Here is a 19,517-nt window from a genome sequence, read left to right as displayed (position 1 = left end):
GCACTTCAAAGAGCCGATCGGGCAGGAGGCCTATACTCATGAATTTCTTCGCGTGGATTCGGGAAGGAGTCCGTCAGGCCGTGTTGTTGGGCGTTGCCGATGCCGTGGACAATTTGGGCACGCCGCCGGAGGCGGGCGACTACAAACAACACATTGCCGAGGCTATCCAAAGCTCGCCGCAGGCGATCGCTTCGCGCCGCTTGACGAAGTCGGGCACGCGACGCAAGAAACTCGGCCGCAGTTTGGAACAAATCCAAGCAGTGGGCCTGGAAAAAGCCGAAGGCGCAGCGTGACCCCCGCAATAGAGCGGGGATTCACCGGCACGGTCGCTACAACCCGCGTCGTCGATGCAATGTCCCCCTGCCACTCGGTCGTGTGAGGCGGGATCGACGAATATTCGACTCGACGAAGAGCTAGATTTTTTCGGGCAGATTTCGCCGACACGGTGCTTCAGAAGACGACGAACCCTGGAACCCGACACCTCAATCGCCCGTTGTCGTTCGAAACCCCGCTCGTTCTTCGTCCGGTGATGTGAGCGGTTCGAACAAGAGGGACGCAACCGTGCCTCAACTGATGAACTTCGTGCCCGGGGGCAACGCGGCGGTTGATGCCGTCGCGCGGCGTATCGACGAGATTTCCACGCTTCCCCACGTCGCGATTCGTATTTTGCAAATCGCGAACGATCCGACTTCGTGTGCGGCGGACATGACGATCGCCATGGAAAGCGACACGGCGCTTTCGGCTCGCGTGCTGCGGTACGTGAATTCTTCCGCCTACGGCCTGCGGCAAAAGATCACGAATCTTCAACAGGCGATCGCCTACCTGGGCGTCAAGGCAATCCGCAACCTTGCGCTGACCGCCAGCGTGAGCGAATTGTTCAAGGTCGATGAAACGATCGGCACATACAAGCGCAGCGAGTTGTGGCGCCACCTGGTCTCGGTTGCGGTCATTGCCCGCATGATCGCCCGTCAACTCGGTCATTCCAACGCCGAAGACATGTTTCTGGCCGGGTTGCTGCACGATATCGGAATCATCCTCGAAGACCAGCACATTCACACGTCGTTTTGTCGGGTGATGGAGCGACTGACCGACGAAACGCCGCTTTGCGCGGTCGAAAAGAACGTGTTGGCATTCGACCATTCGATGCTCGGTGAGTGTTTGGGCAAGATCTGGGGATTCCCCGAGAGCGTCAAAGACACAATCCGCTATCATCATATGTCGGTCAATTACCGGGGGAAGTATGCCGACATCGTGCGTTGCGTCGAGCTGGCCAATGCCCTGTGCAGCAACAAGGGCATTACCTCGGTGGGGCGAAACTTGACCGTCCTCTCCAAGCAGTTGCTGCATTCTCTACGGATCACGCCGCCGCTGTTGCGGAACATCATGACGTTGTTCGACGAAGAGCTGGAAGATCACAAACACCTGATCGCCCTCGCGTGATCGCAAGTTTGTGGCTCCGCTCGGCTTGCGTCCCCCTACAGCGTCACATATTTCTAGAACGCCGGCCGATCCTCGTGCCGTTGGTCGGGGTACGATTCTCCACGGTTCGTCTTTGCCGCTCGGTTGACTTGGCGTGCGCGAGGCTCCACATTGGAGGCGTTCTGGGGCCCGATTTCTCGTTTCCGCTGCGACATCGTGCGCCGGGACCGATTTTCGCAATGCACAAGAGAGCGCCGCAACCGGATACACAATCGTTACTTCGTTGTGGGGGAATACGATGACGACCTATGATCTCGAACTTTGTGGACGGGCTTCGACGGGGACGAAACCTTTTTTCGGCATGCTGCACGTGCTTGCCGCTCTGCTCGCTGCGGCCGGTGTGTGGTTTCCGACAATCGCGGTCTCGGCCGCCGAGCGGGTCAACGTCATTTTCATTTTGGCCGACGACCTCGGTTGGGCCGAACTCGGGTGTTACGGTAACACGTTCAACGAAACGCCGAACCTCGACCGTATGGCGCGTGAAGGCATGCGATTCACCCAAGCCTACGCCGCTGCCCCGGTATGCTCACCGACGCGAGCAGCTTTCATGACGGGACAGGTTCCCGCCCGCGTGGGAATCACCGACTATCTTCGCCCTAACGATCCAAAACACCTGCCTACCGAATTGACGACGGTTGCCGAAGCCTTTCAGGCCGCCGGTTACACGACCGGAATGATCGGCAAGTGGCATTTGACCGGTTACGAACACCACGGTGCCGTCGAGATTCGACCACAAGCCCACGGTTTCCAAGAAGTCCTGGTCTCGGAGCGTCGCGGTATCGCCGGCGGCAGCTATTTCTGGCCGTACCACTTCAATCCGGCGATCAAGAAGCGGCTGCCCGACGAACACCTGATCGACCGGATGAATCTAGAGGCCGTCGAATTCATCGACAGGCACCACGACGAGCCGTTTTTCCTGTACGTGCCCCATTACGCGGTGCACACGCGCCTAGTCGGACGTCCCGATCTCGTGGAAAAATATGAAAAGAAACTTGCCGATTTCCCCGACGCAACCGAACGCAAGCGGAATCCGCATCTCGCCGCCCAATTGCAACTGATCGACGAAGGTGTCGGCATGATCTACGAGCGTTTGAGGCGGTACGGGATCGACGACAAGACGCTTGTCGTGTTTACTTCAGACAACGGCGGTGAGGATCGCGTCACCTCGAATGCGCCCTTGCGGGCGGGAAAATCAACGCTGTACGAAGGCGGCGTCCGCGAACCGATGATCGTCCGTCTACCGGGATACGTGCCTGCGGGAACGACGTGCGACGCGCCCGTTTCCACGATCGACTTCTTCCCCACCTTCGCCGAAATATGCGGCCTTGAGATTCCCGACTCGCAGCCGATCGACGGCATTTCGTTGCGGAGCGTCTGGGAAAATCCACGGGCCGAACTGCCCGATCGGCCGTTGTGGTGGCATTATCCGCTCGAAAAGCCGCACTTCTTAGGAGGCCGCTCGGCGGGGTCCATTCGCCATGGCGATTGGAAGTTGATCCAGTTCTTCGATACCGGCGAAATCGAGCTGTACAACCTCGCCGACGACATCGGTGAAACCCGCAACCTGGCCGATACCCATCCCGAGATCGTCAAACGACTGCTGGCCGAATTGGATCGGCTGCGTCGAAATGCCGGCGCCGAGACACCACCCGTCAAGCAGGCGCCGTAGGTTCCTCGCCGATTCAGCCGACGCCGAGGCAATCCTGCATGATCGCGACCGTCCGTTCAGTAAGGCCCCACAATCGCGCGACCACGGCGTCGATCATAGCAAGCAAGCGCTCTTGACGGTCCACCGCTTCGGCTGCGGTCGCCTCGCGTCCGAGTTCCGACAATCGGCGATGGTCGTCGTTTTCGCGATCGAACCGCGTCACGGCCACCACGTCGAGAATATGCGGTGAGCCGAACCCCTTGCTGCCCGTCAAACTGTAATGGCCCACCACAAACCGGACGGGCGAGCTATTGAGAAACGCCGCGAGGTAGTGCGCTTCGTCGGCGTCGTCGCAGGGCACGAAGACGCACGTCTCTTGCGGGATGACGGGACGCCGCCCCAGGTACGGATCGTCGATCGGCCCCACGGCGGCCGCTTGCAGCGAACGGTCCATCCGACGCCACACGACCTTCCACTCGGCCGGTGTGTTCGGTCCCACATTGTACATCGAGTACCACGCCGCCCGATGTTGGAATCGCCGATAAGCCGCCCGCGTCCGCAAGCGACCTTCGAAATGCCGAAGATATGCCGCCGTCCTCGGCGATTCGGTCTCCAACTGCTCTTGGGGAACGCCGCGACGTGAGCGGACATCTTGCGGGAGGAGGATCCATGCGCTCGGCCGAGCCCGGAAGCGTTGCACATCGCCCCAGCGCAACAGCGGATACAAATAAGTCGGCTCAATCGGAGTTTCGACGATCGGAAACGGCGGACGACTCGCATCGCCGAGATTGCGAATCACCGGCAAACCGTCACGTCGTCCGACGATTTCCACCCAATACACGCCGTTCGCCCCGGCCGTATTGGCCCCCAGACTGCCGCGGTAAGCCGACGGTGACAAAATGCGGCCCGCATCCACCTCGACACCGTCGGGCAGGATGAGCCACGGTCTGCCGGGGTCGGTCGAATCGATCGGTCCCAACGTGCATGCAAGCGATGCGAGGTCGCCTTCATCTTCCGACCACCGCCGATAAGGAACGGGAAACTGCGTTGTTTTCCCTTTTTCCAAATACAGGACCGCCGTCCGATTCGTCGTTCGGGGAAACACCGAAACGGCCGAAAAATCGTCGACCGCCGTCAACCGCAGCTTGGTGCCCCGAACCTCGCTCAATGCGCGTCGAAAGCCTTCGGCGGCCCCCTTGGCATGCAACAACGATCGAGGAACGAGCATCGCCAGCCGCCCGCCGTCGGCGAGCAGAGACTCGGCAGCCGCCAACACGACCAACGAAGCGAGATCTTTCTTCGCTCCACCGTGCCGCGCCGCCGTTCCGTCGAGCGTGAACAACCCGAATCGCCGCCACAACTTTTCGGCCCCCGTCCGCCGCGATTCAGGTAGGCTATCCCACACCAGCCACGGCGGATTGCCGACAACCAAGCGAAAGTCGCCCCCAAGCTCTGCCGACGCCGTGCCGAACTGCCCTAGGAAATCAAGGTGACGAATCCGCGGCAATCGTTCGGCCGTTGCGGGCGAGACCATCGAAGCCAGCGCCGCAAGCACGTTGAGCCGTGCCGCCAGTACGGCAGGCCGATGAATGTCGATCCCCATCAAACCGCTCCAATCCGCTTCATGCAGGTCGTCTATTCCTCCCGCGGTCAAACGACGAATCGCCGCCAAGAGAAATACGCCCGATCCGCAACAGGGATCGATCAACAACGGCGCCCCGTCAAGCGGATACGCATGCCGATCGTCGAGGCGTGTGGGAACGACATTGGCCAACACATGCTCGGCCAACCACGAGGGTGTATAAAACTCTCCCAGCGACAGCCGGACCGCTTTCGGCACGATCGTCTCGTACAACGACCTGCATAAATCGTCGGCACAAGTCCCACCCGCTTCCCCGGCGTCGGATCGACGCTCCGACAAACGAGCCGTCCACCCCTGCAAATCCGGGAAATCGTCGAAGGCATCAACGAACCAAGAAAATGGCCGCGGCAGACAAGTCACGATCTTTCCGCCGACTCTCGCAGCTTGCGACGAGTCGGTATTCCTCCCGGCAAGAAATTGCCGGATTCGCTGCGGAGCACGTTGCCACGGTTCAGGCAACCGCGGAAGTATGGTGGCCACAGCCGCGACGGCAAACACCGTATCGATCGCCGCCATCAAGTGCGGCAATCGATCGTCGGCAGTGCCGATTCCTAGTTTCTTCGCCCACGTTTTCAACGGCTGCGATCGCATCAGATGGCGTGACGCCGCGTCGTCGATCAGACACGAAAGACCTTCGGCCTCGGCCACGGCATGCTCTCGGTCGAGCTGATCGATCACCCCGTACACCGCGCGGATACCATCGAACCAGCGCTCGCTTGCGGGACGTATGCCTCGTGAATGTGCCGCACCGCCCGTTTTTTTGCCGGACTTGCTCACGTCGCTCCTCGTCGCAGTGCTCTCTCTCCCCGGTTCTCTACGAGACCGTTCGCTCGAGGTCGTGCGATTCAATCGCCCCACTCTTCGAACCACGCATCGACGGCTCGACGCAGTTCGGCAGGCGAGCAGGTTCCGGTCGTTCCGAGTCGACAAATGGTTTGCGATGCCGTCAGGTTCCCCACGAGTGCCGCTTCTTCCCACTTAGCCCCGGAAGCTCGCGCCGCGACGCACCCGGCCATCGCACTGTCGCCCGCTCCCGTCGGGTCTATCGGCCCCTCTACCGAGATGGTCGGCACACGGCGCAAGGTGTCGTCGTACACCAGCATCCCGTCGGCTCCGCAACTTACCAGAAGCGGCGCATTCAGTTTACGACGTAGATCTTCCACGGCCTCGGCCAACCGCTCGAACGAAAGCTCCGTATCGTCCTTGGCCGCCCGTCCGAAGACGGCCTCGTATCGATTGCACTTTACCGCCACTCCCCGAAACCGGTGAATTCGGCTTCGGCTGTCGCCCCAGAATTGCACGTCCGAATAGCGACCTGCCAACTCCGGCAAGAAAGCAATCGTTTTCGAATGCACGACGCCGCAATCGTGTTCTTCGACCTGGTCCAATACGACCACGGCATCGACTTGCGGACACACCGTCTCCAACGACCTCGACAACTGATCGGCAAGATCGTCCGACAACGGTGTCCGGTTCTTCGTATCGTACCGCGGATGCTCGCCCGCAATCCCGGGACGATCGATGTCGCGCGGCTTGAGATACGTGGGCGTCGCACGGCCGGGTACGACGTGCAAGTATTGCGTGATACATCCCATTCGGATGAGATCCCGCTGTAATTCGTATCCCTCGCCGTCGTCACCGATGATCCCGATCGTGTGAATTTCTTTGACGCCCAAGGCGGCCAGATTGCACACGACCGTTCCGGCTGCGCCGGGAGAATGCCGAATACCTACGACTTGGTGCGCCGGTTGTCCCGTCTCGACACTCGTTTCTTCAAGCCTCGGATCGACCTCCAAATACTTGTCCAAGAAGAAATCGCCGAACACTGCCGTCCGCACTTGCGAAAACCGGTCGATCAGCGAGGCAATTCTTTCTTTCGAAAACGCGGTATACGGCGTCAGCCCGTCAGGCATGAGCAATTCCTTTTCGGACGTTGTCAACGTTTCGCCGCTTCGACCACGGCGTGATACAGTGCCGGCAATGTCAGGCGATGCGGACCGCGAACGGAGAAACTCTCGCCGCCGTCGGCCACCGTGCGAACGAGAACCGTCTTCAGCGGCCGGAAGTAATACTTGGGATCCGTCTTGGGCGGCTCCGTGTCGATTCCCTCTTCCGGCGCCGCGATATCGAAGACGGCGGTCGTAAAGAGCCGAATGTGTCGCCCCTGCCGGTGTGCCGCATTGCGTGCCATGGCCAATGCCTTGAGATAGACCTCGGGGCCCATGACCGCCGTGCCGATGTTCAAGAACACCCCGCCTTCCAGGTCTTCGACCGAACGACAGAACACGAGAAAATCGTTGTACGTCGCAAGCCCGGTCGCCTGCGGATCGAAGTTCGGGTGCTCGTGGACGATATCTTGCCCGAACGCCACGTGAACGGTCACCGGCACACCCAATCGCACCCCGGCTGCCAACACGCTCGTCTCTCGATACGGAAAAGTTTCCCGTTCGATCATCCGGCCCAAGGCTTCACCGAGTCCGATGTCGTTCTTCGCCGCCTCGACGGCCGCCTCGTTGAAGCGGGCCGTTTCCTGCCACAATCCGAATTGTCCTTCTTGAACGTATCTGGCCACACTTTCGCAGGTCGCTCCGATCATTGCCAATTCGAAGTCGTGAATGGCTCCCGCTCCGTTCAACGCAAGGTGCGTGATCAAGCCGCGCACCATCAAATCGATGAGCAACGGCCCGGCCCCTTCTCGCAACACATGGGCGCCACAAGCCGCAATGATCGCCCGCCTTGCTCTTGCAGCCGCCGCAATGCGTTCGGCCAACGGTTCGAGCGCCGGATGACTGAACGCAGGCGGAGGAGCATTCGGCGACATCATGACACTGCGATCTATGTCGTGCACGCGCTGCCGCAGCGGCAAGAGATGCAATCGCGAAGGGTCGAATCGTTCAAACGACATGGTCGCATCCTGTTCGTCGTGACGGCCTTGATCGACACGGCGGCACACGCGCGACGGCCATCGATATGTCCGGCGCTACGAATCGCCGAACAAATACGCAACAAGGGCTTCTCCCTCACGATAGTCGGGAACGACCAGATCGGCGCCGACCTCGATCAGTCGCGTGCGTTTCCAAGGATCGACGCGGCCGCTACGATGTTTCTCGTCGCTGGCGACCGCTACGGCCGTTCCTCCGGCAGTCTTGATGTTGTCGATCTCGACGTACCCGTCTCCGATGCCTAGAAGCGCATCGCCGCGCACGTTTTCGTGCTCAAAAATGTCGGCGATCACACGGGCTTTGGAAAACCGGCGGAAATCTTGTCGTGCGCCGTGAATGCGATCTCCGAAAAACGCGTCCAAGCCCAACAACCTGCATTCCTCGACCACGTCTTCTTCGTCGGTTCCGCTCGCCAAATGAAGGATGAGTCCCCGGGCCTGAAGAAGGCCGAGAAACCGTCTCGCCCCGGGCACCAAGAACTCGTCCGGCGATCGGGAACCGTCCCGCAGCGCGGCCTTCCGACCGTCGATGTGCACACGCAGCCGCCGCAGATATTCCGCCTTGTATTCGAACGGATCCAATGGTTTTCCGCCGCGTCGCTCGACCTCCTCGGCAAGACGCATCATTTGGTAGATCGTCTGCTTCCCGTTCAATCGCATGACAAACGACGTCACACAGGCACGCAGTCGGTCTTCCGGCTCGGCGCGCGGCGTTTCCCGTAGGTATTCGACCATCATCGGGATCATGACCTCGGGCCAACCTTCACGGATCAAGCTCAACGTTCCGTCGAAATCGAACAAGGCGTGCCGGTAACGACGAGGCAAAACGGTGCGGACGATCTCGATCCGTGTCCCCGGAAGATAGCTCGGTTTCTGCGGCACGGGCACGACGGCACGAAAGTCGGATTCCTCGAACGATGCCGTCATGATGCCCATTTTCTCCGAAACGAGCCCCTGTTGCATGCGATTAACCGGCGGCGAGACTATTCGACGATGCCTATCGCACGGACAGGCGAACCGTCTCGTCCTGCGAAATTCAGCGGAAACGCCGCCAGCGTGAACCGGGAAGGCAGCTCGTGAAGGTTGGTCAGTCCCTCGACGATGACGATCTCCGTACCCGGCGCCAACAAGATTTCGTGGCACCGGCGTCCGGCGATCTTGCTGGGGGTCGGCATGTCCATCCCCAACAGCCAAATTCTTCGTTCGGCGATCCAAGCAGCCGCGTCTTCCGTCAGCGACGGAAGATCCGTGAAATAAGCCGGAGTATCGAAGTGCGAATACCAGCCCGTCCGCAAAATCACGCGTCCCTTTTCAGAAAAGGCGTCGGCGTGTTCGGCAAGCATCTCGGCAGTAATGGGGGTCTTGGCCGGTAATTCGCCGCCGGGTGCCAAATCGACCAAGGCGGCCGGCCCGTAAAACCGCTCGAGCGGAATTGCGTCCAGCGGTGTTCCCCCATCGATGAAATGGTACGGGGCGTCCAGGTGCGTTCCCTGATGCGTGCCGAATTGAACGCTACTGACGTTACACCCGCCCGCATGAATCGTTCGGTAGTCTCGAATCACCAAGGGCGGATCGTTCGGATAGCTCAACTGCCCGTCGACTAACGGATGCGACAGGTCGATCAATCGGCTCATGACAGCTTCCTTTGCTTTGCCGACACAAGATTTCCGAGAGGCTGTGCGGACTCGATCGCCGGATTCTAAAGGTAGCTGCCGGGACAACGGCGATCAAGCATGCGCACCCCCCGTCCCCCACGACTGCCCGAATGCACCGCTGCAAAAGGCACTTCTGGAGAAACAGCCCTCCCAAACTTAAGACGACATGAACCTCGCAAAAACGATGCATACATCATTGAAAATATCGACAATTTTATGGGTTGCCGCAGCTCGGGATCGGTCGATAATACTTTTGTGTCAAATTTGACAGAAAGCATTGCCAAAATTTTCGTGAAAGGCGCTTGTTTTTCTGTCGGCCTTCGGGTATCTCTTGTTGGGAGAGTGGTTGAATGAAGCGTTATTTGGGATTGTTTGCAGTGTTGGCCGCCTTGTTGGTCTTACCAGCGTGGGCTGCCACGGCGGTCGAGTCGGCTTCTCCTTCGGATGGCCAGGCGACCGTTTCCGTCGCCGAAGACGCCAACCTCACTCATTGTGGTGAGTGCGACAAAAAGAAGGAATGCGACAAAGACAAAAAGGATTGTGACAAGAAAAAGTGTCCGAAGGACTGCGACAAGGAATGTTGCAAAGACAAGAAGGGCTGCGACAAAGACAAGCAGTGTGACAAGGACACGAAAAAAGACAAATGACGGCACCACGATGAGCTGCCGTAGGGCCGAAAGGTAATCTCGGCCGAGTACCGAACGCTTTTTGTCCCTCCCGGAAGCGGCCGCGTCCTGAAATGGATTGTTTCGGGGCGCGGCGTTTTTTTGTGCGAGACCGCTCGCCGGTCTCTGCCCGCGCGCGTCTTCCCCCGCGATACCCGAATCTAGACAGACTCCCGGCGCCCGTCGAACGTTCGAAAGACAATTAGAATCACACCGCTGCCGATCGCAATCCCGGCACGGGGAATTGACGGCACAAGTCGGCCACTTCCGCCCGCACCTGCGGAGCGACTTCATCCAAACGGTCCATGTTGCGGCAAATCCGGTCGATCCACTCCGCGACTTTCTCCATTTCCGGCTCTTTCATGCCCATACTGGTCAAGCCGGGTGTTCCCATTCGCACACCACTGGTAACGAACGGCTTTCGCGGATCGCCGGGCACCATATTGAAATTGGCGATGATGCCGCCTGCCGCCAGCGCTTTGGCGATTTCTTTACCGGTATGCTCGCTGTCGCGGAAGTCCATGATCAGAAGGTGATTGTCCGTCCCGCCGCTGACCAATTTGTAGCCTTTGGCTAAAAGCGATTCGGCCAGGTGTTTCGCATTCTTGACCACCTGAGCCGCGTATTGGCGGAAGGCGTCGGTGGCCGCCTCACGAAAGGCAGTCGCCATGCCCGCAATGACGTTCATATGTGGTCCGCCCTGCAAGCCGGGAAACACGGCTCGATCGATGCGTTTGGCCAAGTTCAGCTTGCTGTCGGGATGATACTTGTCTTTCAGGCGATCTTCGATTCGACTGAGAATGAATCCTGCCCGCGGACCACGCAGTGCCTTGTGGCACGTACTCGATACCACATCACAATACGGCACCGGATCAGGATGTACTTTGCCGACAATCAGCCCGTTGATGTGGGCAATGTCGGCCACCAAGTACGCATCGATCTCCTGGGCGATCTCGGCGAAGATCTTGTAGTCGAACGTGCGAGGATAGGCCGTGCCGCCCACCCAAATCACTTTCGGCCGTTCCCGCCGCGCGATCTCGCGGACCTCGTCGTAATCGAGAAGCCCCGTGTCGACCCGCGGGCCGTAATGAACGGTTTGATAATCCTGTCCCGAAAAATTGACCTTCCACCCGTGTGTTAAATGCCCTCCGGCAGGCACAGGCATGCCCATGATTTTATCACCCGGTTCGGCCAACGCCCGGTCGACCGCCTGATTCGCAGGCGAACCGGAATAAGGCTGCACATTGGCATGCTCGGCACCGAACAAGGCCTTCAGACGCTCGATGGCGAGGTTTTCAATCTTGTCGACAATATCATTGCCTTCGTAGTAGCGGGCGCCGGGATATCCCTCACAGTACTTGTTGGTCAGGGCCGAACCGGTCGCTTCCAACACGTTGATCGAGGCGAAGTTCTCCGACGGAATCATCTTGAGCGTCGTCGCCTCGTATTCGGCCTGCTGTTCGATCAGCGTGTACAGTTCCGGATCGTTCTCACGCAAGTTGGGAAACCGTTCTCGGCAAACGTCGCTGGTGGACTTCGAAAGCGCCATCGTGACCTCGCTGTTCGTAACAACCACGAATCGGTTTTCCCGCCGAATGGGGGGACGGTGATGCGGTTCACTCGGACGGAACCCGGCGACCGACAAAGAAACCCTCAGGATACCGCACGCCTATCTCGCCCACAAGCCGACACCCCGCCTCTGGACAGGTCGTTTCCACCTTGCCTCGCCCGATCGCCGGGCGCACAGACATTTGCTTTGAGGGAATTGCCGAAACATACTGCCAACCGCTGGAGTGCTTTGGGTTTACAATCTCCTTTTTCAAGGTGTCGCCGATGCACCAATTCAATTCTCACGATCGCGGAACGCGGCTTTTTCTTCTGCTTGCCGGCAGCCTCCTCGCGGGTTTCCTTGCCGTGCCGTGCTTGGGGCAGTCCTCCGCGAAGCCGCCGGTCGAGCAAGAACCGCCCGTCGCCGAAAACAGCCGCGGGGTTCCCGCTGCCCAGGACTCGCCGCCGACGGAGCCGCCGGAGATACCGCTTTGGCAGCGAGTGGACAACTCTCCCCTGCCCGCCGTCGCAACGGAAAAGCCGTTCCCCCTTCCGTATGCCGAGGGCTTCCAGGGAATCTGGTATCCCAATCAACCGTCGGGCGACGAATACGTGTACAAGTACAGTGGCGGGTTGGGAACGTACCCGCAGCAACTGAATCCGATCGCGATCTACGCTCCTGAAGTCCGCAAGACGTTCTTCGTTTTCGGAGGGCGAGCGTCCGACGCCAACCGGCTGCTGCATATGATCTCGTACTACGACCACGAGACCGGCCTGGTGGCACGCCCCCGCATCCTGCTCGACAAACAGACGGACGACGCCCACGACAACCCCACGCTGGTCATCGATGGCGAGGGATACGTGTGGATTTTCTCGAATGCCCACGGAACGTCCCGACCGGCGTTCGTCCATCGCAGCGAAAAGCCGTACGCGATCGATTCGTTCATTAGAATCGCGGAAACGAATTTTTCATATTCTCAACCATGGTTCGTCCCCCAAAAAGGCTTCTGTTTTCTCCACACGCATTACGAACAGGGGAGACGATTCTTGTTCGTTTGGCGCAGCGACGACGGATTCACCTGGTCGAATCGTCGCCTGTTGGCAGCCATGGCCCAAGGCCAATACCAGATCAGTTGGCCGGCCCCGTGGGGAGTAGGAACGGCGTTCAACGTCCATCCCCGGCAGGGTGGTCTCAACGCAAGAACGAACTTGTACTATCTGGAAACCCGCGACGGTGGCGACACGTGGCAAACCGCCGACGGCACACCGATCGACCTCCCGCTCCTGGAGCCGGACAACGCGGCGTTGGTACATGACTACGCCTCGGAGGGCAGGCTCGTGTACCTCAAAGACATCAATTACGACGCCGAAGGGCGTCCGGTGATTCTGTACCTGACGAGCAACGGCTACCGCTCGGGTCCTGAATCGGGTCCGCGAGTTTGGCACACGGCCGCATTCGACGGCACGCGATGGGTGATTCGTGACGTCACCACCTCGGACCACAACTACGACTACGGGCCGCTCTACATCGAGCCGGACGGAACCTGGCGGCTGATCGCACCGACCGACACCGGGCCACAAGCGTACAATCCCGGCGGCGAAGTCGTCATGTGGACCAGCCGCGATCGAGGCCGGCATTGGGAAAAAGTGCGTCGCTTGACGGCTCAAAGCGTGTTCAACCACACCTACATTCGCCGGCCGCTCGGAGCGCAGCCCGATTTCTACGCCTTATGGGCCGACGGCCATGCGCGCCGCGAATCGGAAAGCCGCCTGTATTTCACGAATCGAAGCGGAGACACCGTCTTCATGCTGCCGCCGGTGACGACCGGAGAATTCTCGCGACCGATTCCCGTATGGCGCGGCGAGGAAGTCGCCCCTCGGCCTCGAAGCGATTCGGAACCGTCTACCGCAGAAGTGACCGTCACCCGCTGATGCGCACGAAGTGGATCACAGCCCAGCCGACGATCGCCACCGCGACGTTGATCGCCGCATGCCGTTTCCAATCGGCCAGAGTGGCCGGTTTCCCGTCGGTTCTCGTGCCTTGAAATTTCACGACGTCCACATACCTTGCGACGATGATCCCCGCGACGGCCGCCCAATAAACGACATCGACCACCGAGAACGATCCGTGATGGTTGATGATCGACACGCCGCAAATCACCGCGATCAGATAACCGACCACCATCCAATAGAGGCGAACGAGACAACCGCCGGCGCTTTGCGTCGTCGCATCGTCAGCGGCCACGTCGGTATCGTCGCGTGGTGGTGAGGACACGGAATCCGTCTCGCGATTGTCGTCGGTCCGCGAAGATTCCGCGTTTGAGCTTTGCAGCGCGGGAGAATCGTTTTGGGCAGGTTGTGCAGAAGATCGGGCGGACGTTTTTCGCCCACCGCGTTTGCGGGGTTTTGCCATCGTGCAGTCTCCGGAACGTGTGTTTCCGAACCGGATGGCGGCCCGACCATCCCCGATCACTCTCGGTCATGAACTAAAGACGTACGACCGAGTCCCTGCAACACGCATGTTGCACCCTTTGCCGTCGAACGCACGTGTTCCCGCATTATTACATCGGCAGACCGATCGTTTTCTCGGCTGCTGCGGTACGGGAAACTTCACGTCGACTAGAACCATTATGGCTTTCCGGAAACATCGGTCAACCGTCGACGCGGCGCGCCGATTGCTTTGCGATCCTTTTTTCGCCCCGGCGGCATCGCTAGAATAGCATTTTTGGGCCATCCCCGTTTCGATGACGATATTTCAAATATTTTCAGGTGACGACCATGCGATCCGACACGATCAAACTGGGCGATGCACGCGCACCGCACCGTAGTCTCTTACGCGCTACCGGCGTCGGAGAAGACGATTTCCGAAAGCCCTTCATCGCCATTTGCAACAGCTACACCGACATCATTCCCGGTCACGTCCACCTGAACAAAGTGGGTGAGTATGTGAAGGAATGTGTTCGCGCGGCAGGCGGCGTGCCGTTCGTGTTCAACACGATCGGCGTCGACGACGGTATTGCCATGGGGCACAGCGGGATGAAATTCTCGTTGCCCAGCCGCGAACTGATCGCCGATTCGGTCGAAACGATGGTCCAGGCCCACTGCTTCGACGGAATGATTTGCATTCCGAACTGCGACAAGATCGTGCCCGGCATGCTGATGGCGGCCGTCCGATGCAATATCCCGACTATCTTCGTCAGCGGCGGGCCGATGGAGGCCGGCCGCACGCCCGACGGCAAGAAAGTCGATCTGATCGACGTCTTCATCGGTGCCGCGGCCAAGCAAGACGGCAAATTGTCCGAAGAAGAATTGCTCGCCTTGGAACAGGCCGGGTGCCCTACGTGCGGTTCGTGTTCGGGTATGTTCACCGCCAACAGCATGAATTGCCTGTGCGAGGCGTTGGGCATGGCGTTGCCCGGCAACGGAACGATCGTCGCCACCAGCGCCGAGCGCAAGAAGCTGTACCGCCGTGCCGCCGAACGCATCGTGCAAATGGTTCTCGAGTACGAAGCAAAAGGGGACGGCCACGGCCTGTTGCCCCGCGAAATCGTTACGGCCGAATCGGTCGACAACGCGATGGTGCTCGACATGGCGATGGGCGGCAGCACGAACACCGTGCTGCACATGCTGGCCGTCGCCCGCGAAGCGGAAATCCCTTACGACATCAGCCGGATCGACCACCTCAGCCGCAGCACGCCCAATGTGTGCAAGGTCGCACCCAGCAGCAGCTATCATGTCGAAGACGTCCACAATTCCGGCGGCATCCACACGATTCTCGGTTCGATCCGTCGAGGACGCCCCCAGTTGCTGCATCTCGAATGTCCCACCGTCACCGGCAAGACGCTGGGGGAAAACATCGACGAGTACGACATCCGCGGCGAGAAGGTGTGCGAAGAAGCACTGGCCTTGGCGGCGGTCACGACCACCGGCGAGCGGAATGTCGAAGGCCTCAACGTCGAACGGACCGTCGGCAGCGTGCGGGAATTGTCGGCGGAACAGCTCGGCTTCGATCCTTATGACTGTATCCGCGAGGTCGACAACGCCTACAGCCAAGACGGCGGCCTGGCCATTTTGTACGGCAACCTGGCGCCGAACGGCGCGGTCGTCAAGACGGCGGGCGTCCTCCCGCAAATGATGCAACACTCGGGACCGGCCGTCATTTTCGAATCCGAAACCGAGGCCTACGAGGGAATCGTCAACGGCAAGGTAAAGGCCGGTGACGTCGTCGTCATTCGCTACGAGGGACCGCGAGGCGGCCCCGGCATGCAAGAAATGCTTGCGCCGACCACCGCCCTCAAAGGTGTCAAGCTGGACGACAGTGTCGCCTTGATCACCGACGGACGTTTCTCCGGTGGAACGGCCGGCGCCTGCATCGGGCACGTCAGCCCCGAGGCGGCGGCGGGTGGTCCGATCGGCCTGTTACAGCCCGGCGACATCGTCGAGATCGACATCCCGAACCGCAAACTGGCTGTGCAGTTGAGCGACGAAGAACTTGCCGAACGCAAGAAAAACTGGCAGCCGCCGGCGCCTCGTTACACGAAAGGCTACTTGGCCAAGTATGCGAAGCTGGCCACCAGCGCCGATCAAGGTGCCGTGCTTCGCTGGGACCAATAGCGGTTTGCCGGCACGCCGGCTGAGCCGATAAATCGACCCACGATTTCGAGCCGGAAAACGCATCGAAAGTGCGTCTTCCGGCTTTTCTTGCTTTCGAAGCCCTCCTGCAACCGTCAGGCGTCGAAGGGACAACCTCGAAACGAATGGAAGCCGCTCTTGCTTTTCTAGTTATAATCTATACACATCCACCTGCTTGACTGATTGGATCCGGTAACGGCAAGTACCGTGGTTCGCACGAAGGTTTGTAAATTCGGCCGGATACTCTTGACCGGATGGTTTCTCTACCTTTCGGTCGGCGCGATCGGTCTGCACAACCACGCCGGACTGCAAGAATATTCCCGGGCATCGTGCGACCACGGATGTGTTGCTGAAGCGGATGAACTCGCAACCCGCGATGCAAACGGTGTACAGCGTCGGTTCGTTTCGTCCGATTCCGCGGATCATCGCGACACGCATTGCCTCGTATGCCGTTTTCAGCGAACCCCGGCGTCGGAAACGGCATCGATCGTAGGACCGGTCCGATTCGATGTCGTGGTCCGGTCGGTCGCCCATGCAAAGGCAACACCCCGAGCGGGCAACTTCTCTGCGTGGCACAGTCGTGCCCCTCCTCGAACGGCGTGACGACGGAATTGCCGATCGTCTTCTTCCGCGCGCCGCCTGAACGGTCGAATCGTTCGTGTCGTCGCGCGCAATCGTCCAGCTTGTGTCATGCCGTTATCAAATGAACCGTTCGGAGGAGATTCAAGTCATGTATTCCGTCCATAGCCCACGCTTCCGTCGCGCTTTTCGTGGATTTACGCTGATCGAATTGTTGGTCGTCATCGCAATCATCGGAATTCTGATCGCCTTGCTCTTGCCCGCCGTTCAAGCCGCCCGCGAAGCGGCGCGCCGGGCCTCATGCACAAACAATCTCAAGCAACTCGGGCTGGCGATGCATATGTATCACGATGCCCACAAGGGGTTACCCGCCGGTTGGCGAGGTTACATTCCGGGCACAAAACAACCGCACTGGCAGGGCTCGCCGGGCTGGGCATGGAGTGCCGTGTTGTTGCCGTACATCGAGCAAGCGAACGTTTTTGAAAACGAAGTTCACTACGACGCGCCGGTTTGGGACCCAATTAATGCCGGCGCACGCACAATCCCCATCCCGACGTTTCGCTGTCCTTCGGATCTCGACCAATCGCGTCGCACGTTCGCGTTGGCGGAAGATCACGACCATGATCACGACGAGGAAGTCCCCGGCATTCACGTCCAATTTCCCACCGAAGTTCCCAAGTCGAATTACATCGGCATGTTCGGTACCCTGGAAATGCACGCAGTTTGCGATCCCGACAGTCCCGCATTCAACGGCTGCCAGGGCGACGGTACGTTTTTCTTGAACCGCCAGGTGTCCTTCCGCGATTTCATCGACGGATTGAGTAACACGCTGATCGTCGGCGAACGCAGCTCCCGTCATGCCCCCTCGACGTGGGTGGGCGTGATTTCCGGCGGTGAACATGCCCCCGCGCGTGTGGTAGGCGTGGCTGCCTTTCCGCCTAACTCCGAAGTCGATGAAGAGCACTTCGTGCACAACTTCGGAAGCGAGCATCCCGGAGGGGTGAACTTTCTGCGGGCGGACGGCTCCGTTCACTTCGTCCCCGACACAATCGACACCGATGTCTTCCTGGGTTTGAGCACACGACGAGGCGGCGAAGTCGTGCAGGCTCCCTGACCTGCCGATTCCGCCATCTTGGAACGGCCGGTAGGTTGCTTGGCTCCAACCGCTTCGGCGCTAGAATTGGGCAAGGTCACCATCTTTCCCAGAAATGATCGACTTGCGCCGACGACCGCCGTCGGGCGACAACAGCGAGGGAAACAAGAGACGCATGGCCACGACGACATCGCGCGCGACGAACCTCAAGGAACTCGAAGAAAGCGGTTGGCGATCGAAAACCGTCAAAGAAGAGATCCGCGACAACCTGCTTGCCGCCCTTGCGGCCGGTGAGGAACTCTTCCCCGGCATCGTCGGCTATGACGACACGGTGATTCCCGAAATCAATCTGGCACTGATCGCCGGTCACGACATGCTTTTTTTGGGCGAAAAGGGACAGGCGAAGTCGCGATTGATGCGTCTTCTGGTGCGGTTCTTGGATCCCGCGATTCCGTACATCGACGATCCCGAGATCCCGCTTCACGAAGATCCGTTTCGTCCCATCACGTCGCGAGGCAAGCGTCTCACGTCCGAGTTGCCTCCCGAAAAGATTCCCATCGCCTGGTGGCCGCGCGAAGAGCGCTACGCCGAACGCCTCGCCCCCGGCACGAAGTTCGCCGACATCATCGGCGAAATCGATCCCGCCAAACTGGCCACCGGGGCGAGCATGTCGGCTGAGGAATCGTTGTTCCTGGGGCTGATTCCTCGTATGCATCGCGGGATCTTTGCCGTCAACGAACTTCCCGAACTGGACGAGGCCGTTCAAGTCGGCCTGTTCAACATTCTCGAAGAACGGGACGTCCAGATTCGCGGCTATCCTATTCGCTTCGACCTCGACCTCTTGATTCTATTTTCCGCGAACCCGGCCACCTATAACCGCAGCGGAAAGGTGATCCCGCAACTGAAGGACCGCATCGGCGCGGTCATTCACACGCACTACCCGACCGACCGCGACTTGGGGATTCGCATCATGGAACAAGAGGCGGGAATCGACCTGGGCGGCGAGTACCCGGTGGTCGTCCCCTATTTCATGAAGCAAATCATCGAGCAGATCAGCATTGTCGCCAGACAATCGAAATACGTCGATCAGCAGTCGGGCGTCAGCGCCCGCTTCAGCATCGCCAATTATCGCACGATGGTCGCCTCGGCTCGGCAACGAGGGGTCGTCTTGGGAGAAAAACCGGCCGTACCTCGGATCAGCGACTTGGAGCACATCGTGTCGTCGTCGCTGGGCAAACTCGAACTTGATCTAATGTCGAGCCATCAGCTCAGCGAGCGACAGGTTCTCGAAGCAATCATCGCCGAGGCGGTCGCTGATGTATTCCGCGAATACGTCGACGAACACGGCCTCGAAGAAATCGCCGAAATCTTTTCCCGCGGCGTTCGAATCGAAGTCGGCGACCTGCTGCCTTCGTCGGTATACGTCGAACGATTGCAGCGTGTGCCGCCCGCCTGGGAAAAAGCGTTCGAGGTAAACACGGCCTCGGATCCGGCAATGCGTGCCTCGTGCGTCGAATTCGTTCTCGCGGGCCTGTACGCTACCGAACGCATTTCTCGCGTGACGCGTCACGGCAAGATTGTGTATGAACTCTGACGATTCGGTGAATCTCCGCCGACGCGGTCGGCAGGACGAAT

The 19,517-nt window shown here is 59.6% G+C and carries 15 protein-coding genes; 8 read left to right on the top strand and 7 right to left on the bottom strand.

What is annotated here, in order from left to right; translation table 11 throughout:
• Positions 1 to 38 precede the first annotated feature (38 nt).
• The 3 genes from ACYQ2I_RS06630 to ACYQ2I_RS06620 all read left to right on the top strand — a co-directional run bounded on the left by ACYQ2I_RS06630 (position 39) and on the right by ACYQ2I_RS06620 (position 3,148).
• Positions 39 to 293, top strand: a complete 255-nt coding sequence (locus tag ACYQ2I_RS06630; RefSeq protein ID WP_460166220.1) for a hypothetical protein — start codon at positions 39 to 41, stop codon at positions 291 to 293.
• Between the two features lie 268 nt (positions 294 to 561).
• On the top strand, positions 562 to 1,440 hold the full coding sequence (locus ACYQ2I_RS06625; protein ID WP_460166219.1) for an HDOD domain-containing protein: 879 nt from the start codon (positions 562 to 564) through the stop codon (positions 1,438 to 1,440).
• A gap of 340 nt (positions 1,441 to 1,780) precedes the next feature.
• Positions 1,781 to 3,148, top strand: coding sequence for a sulfatase (locus tag ACYQ2I_RS06620; RefSeq protein WP_460166218.1), 1,368 nt, complete (start codon positions 1,781 to 1,783; stop codon positions 3,146 to 3,148).
• A 13-nt stretch (positions 3,149 to 3,161) separates the two neighbouring features.
• Here the strand turns inward: ACYQ2I_RS06620 and ACYQ2I_RS06615 are convergent, their stop codons facing one another.
• From ACYQ2I_RS06615 to ACYQ2I_RS06595, 5 genes are all read right to left on the bottom strand, one after another.
• Complete coding sequence (locus ACYQ2I_RS06615) at positions 3,162 to 5,546, bottom strand: N-6 DNA methylase (protein ID WP_460166217.1); 2,385 nt, start codon at positions 5,544 to 5,546, stop codon at positions 3,162 to 3,164.
• Positions 5,547 to 5,614: 68 nt separating this feature from the next.
• Entirely contained in the window at positions 5,615 to 6,682 is a 1,068-nt protein-coding gene (locus ACYQ2I_RS06610) for a bifunctional heptose 7-phosphate kinase/heptose 1-phosphate adenyltransferase (RefSeq protein WP_460166216.1), read from the bottom strand.
• A gap of 23 nt (positions 6,683 to 6,705) precedes the next feature.
• Positions 6,706 to 7,674: a GSU2086 family protein gene (locus ACYQ2I_RS06605; RefSeq protein ID WP_460166215.1), complete on the bottom strand. Its 969-nt coding sequence runs from the start codon at positions 7,672 to 7,674 to the stop codon at positions 6,706 to 6,708.
• A gap of 75 nt (positions 7,675 to 7,749) precedes the next feature.
• On the bottom strand, positions 7,750 to 8,637 hold the full coding sequence (locus tag ACYQ2I_RS06600; RefSeq protein WP_460166214.1) for an HAD family hydrolase: 888 nt from the start codon (positions 8,635 to 8,637) through the stop codon (positions 7,750 to 7,752).
• 56 nt (positions 8,638 to 8,693) lie between these two features.
• Positions 8,694 to 9,344, bottom strand: a complete 651-nt coding sequence (locus ACYQ2I_RS06595) for a cyclase family protein (RefSeq protein ID WP_460166213.1) — start codon at positions 9,342 to 9,344, stop codon at positions 8,694 to 8,696.
• Between the two features lie 371 nt (positions 9,345 to 9,715).
• On the opposite strand from ACYQ2I_RS06595, the gene ACYQ2I_RS06590 reads away from it, so the two are divergent.
• Entirely contained in the window at positions 9,716 to 10,012 is a 297-nt protein-coding gene (locus ACYQ2I_RS06590; protein ID WP_460166212.1) for a hypothetical protein, read from the top strand.
• A gap of 226 nt (positions 10,013 to 10,238) precedes the next feature.
• On the opposite strand, the gene ACYQ2I_RS06585 is transcribed toward ACYQ2I_RS06590, so the two are convergent.
• Positions 10,239 to 11,579: a serine hydroxymethyltransferase gene (locus tag ACYQ2I_RS06585; RefSeq protein WP_460166211.1), complete on the bottom strand. Its 1,341-nt coding sequence runs from the start codon at positions 11,577 to 11,579 to the stop codon at positions 10,239 to 10,241.
• 284 nt (positions 11,580 to 11,863) lie between these two features.
• Here ACYQ2I_RS06585 and ACYQ2I_RS06580 point away from each other — a divergent pair, with 284 nt between their 5' ends.
• Entirely contained in the window at positions 11,864 to 13,510 is a 1,647-nt protein-coding gene (locus tag ACYQ2I_RS06580; RefSeq protein WP_460166210.1) for a BNR-4 repeat-containing protein, read from the top strand.
• Here ACYQ2I_RS06580 and ACYQ2I_RS06575 read toward each other — a convergent pair.
• Complete coding sequence (locus ACYQ2I_RS06575; protein ID WP_460166209.1) at positions 13,500 to 13,823, bottom strand: hypothetical protein; 324 nt, start codon at positions 13,821 to 13,823, stop codon at positions 13,500 to 13,502. The genes ACYQ2I_RS06580 and ACYQ2I_RS06575 overlap by 11 nt on opposite strands.
• 533 nt (positions 13,824 to 14,356) lie before the next feature.
• Between ACYQ2I_RS06575 and ilvD the strand changes: the two genes are divergently transcribed.
• The 3 genes from ilvD (at position 14,357) to ACYQ2I_RS06560 (ending at position 19,476) form a co-directional block, all read left to right on the top strand.
• On the top strand, positions 14,357 to 16,192 hold the full coding sequence (ilvD, locus tag ACYQ2I_RS06570; protein WP_460166208.1) for a dihydroxy-acid dehydratase: 1,836 nt from the start codon (positions 14,357 to 14,359) through the stop codon (positions 16,190 to 16,192).
• Positions 16,193 to 16,940: 748 nt separating this feature from the next.
• Positions 16,941 to 17,903: a DUF1559 family PulG-like putative transporter gene (locus tag ACYQ2I_RS06565; protein ID WP_460166207.1), complete on the top strand. Its 963-nt coding sequence runs from the start codon at positions 16,941 to 16,943 to the stop codon at positions 17,901 to 17,903.
• A gap of 154 nt (positions 17,904 to 18,057) precedes the next feature.
• On the top strand, positions 18,058 to 19,476 hold the full coding sequence (locus ACYQ2I_RS06560; RefSeq protein WP_460166206.1) for a magnesium chelatase ATPase subunit I: 1,419 nt from the start codon (positions 18,058 to 18,060) through the stop codon (positions 19,474 to 19,476).
• Positions 19,477 to 19,517 lie beyond the last annotated feature (41 nt).

The sequence above is a fragment of the Thermostilla marina genome (assembly GCF_054657455.1).
This window is presented reverse-complemented; position numbering and strand designations above follow the sequence as displayed.

Bases quoted from the DNA above. Each gene is read 5' to 3' on its own strand.
- ACYQ2I_RS06630 (WP_460166220.1), top strand. From the start codon at position 39: ATGAATTTCTTCGCGTGGATTCGGGAAGGAGTCCGTCAGGCCGTGTTG.
- ACYQ2I_RS06620 (WP_460166218.1), top strand. From the start codon at position 1,781: ATGCTGCACGTGCTTGCCGCTCTGCTCGCTGCGGCCGGTGTGTGGTTT.
- ACYQ2I_RS06610 (WP_460166216.1), bottom strand. From the start codon at position 6,682: ATGCCTGACGGGCTGACGCCGTATACCGCGTTTTCGAAAGAAAGAATT.
- ACYQ2I_RS06605 (WP_460166215.1), bottom strand. From the start codon at position 7,674: ATGTCGTTTGAACGATTCGACCCTTCGCGATTGCATCTCTTGCCGCTG.
- ACYQ2I_RS06600 (WP_460166214.1), bottom strand. From the start codon at position 8,637: ATGACGGCATCGTTCGAGGAATCCGACTTTCGTGCCGTCGTGCCCGTG.
- ACYQ2I_RS06595 (WP_460166213.1), bottom strand. From the start codon at position 9,344: ATGAGCCGATTGATCGACCTGTCGCATCCGTTAGTCGACGGGCAGTTG.
- ACYQ2I_RS06590 (WP_460166212.1), top strand. From the start codon at position 9,716: ATGAAGCGTTATTTGGGATTGTTTGCAGTGTTGGCCGCCTTGTTGGTC.
- ACYQ2I_RS06585 (WP_460166211.1), bottom strand. From the start codon at position 11,579: ATGGCGCTTTCGAAGTCCACCAGCGACGTTTGCCGAGAACGGTTTCCC.
- ACYQ2I_RS06580 (WP_460166210.1), top strand. From the start codon at position 11,864: ATGCACCAATTCAATTCTCACGATCGCGGAACGCGGCTTTTTCTTCTG.
- ilvD (WP_460166208.1), top strand. From the start codon at position 14,357: ATGCGATCCGACACGATCAAACTGGGCGATGCACGCGCACCGCACCGT.
- ACYQ2I_RS06565 (WP_460166207.1), top strand. From the start codon at position 16,941: ATGTATTCCGTCCATAGCCCACGCTTCCGTCGCGCTTTTCGTGGATTT.
- ACYQ2I_RS06560 (WP_460166206.1), top strand. From the start codon at position 18,058: ATGGCCACGACGACATCGCGCGCGACGAACCTCAAGGAACTCGAAGAA.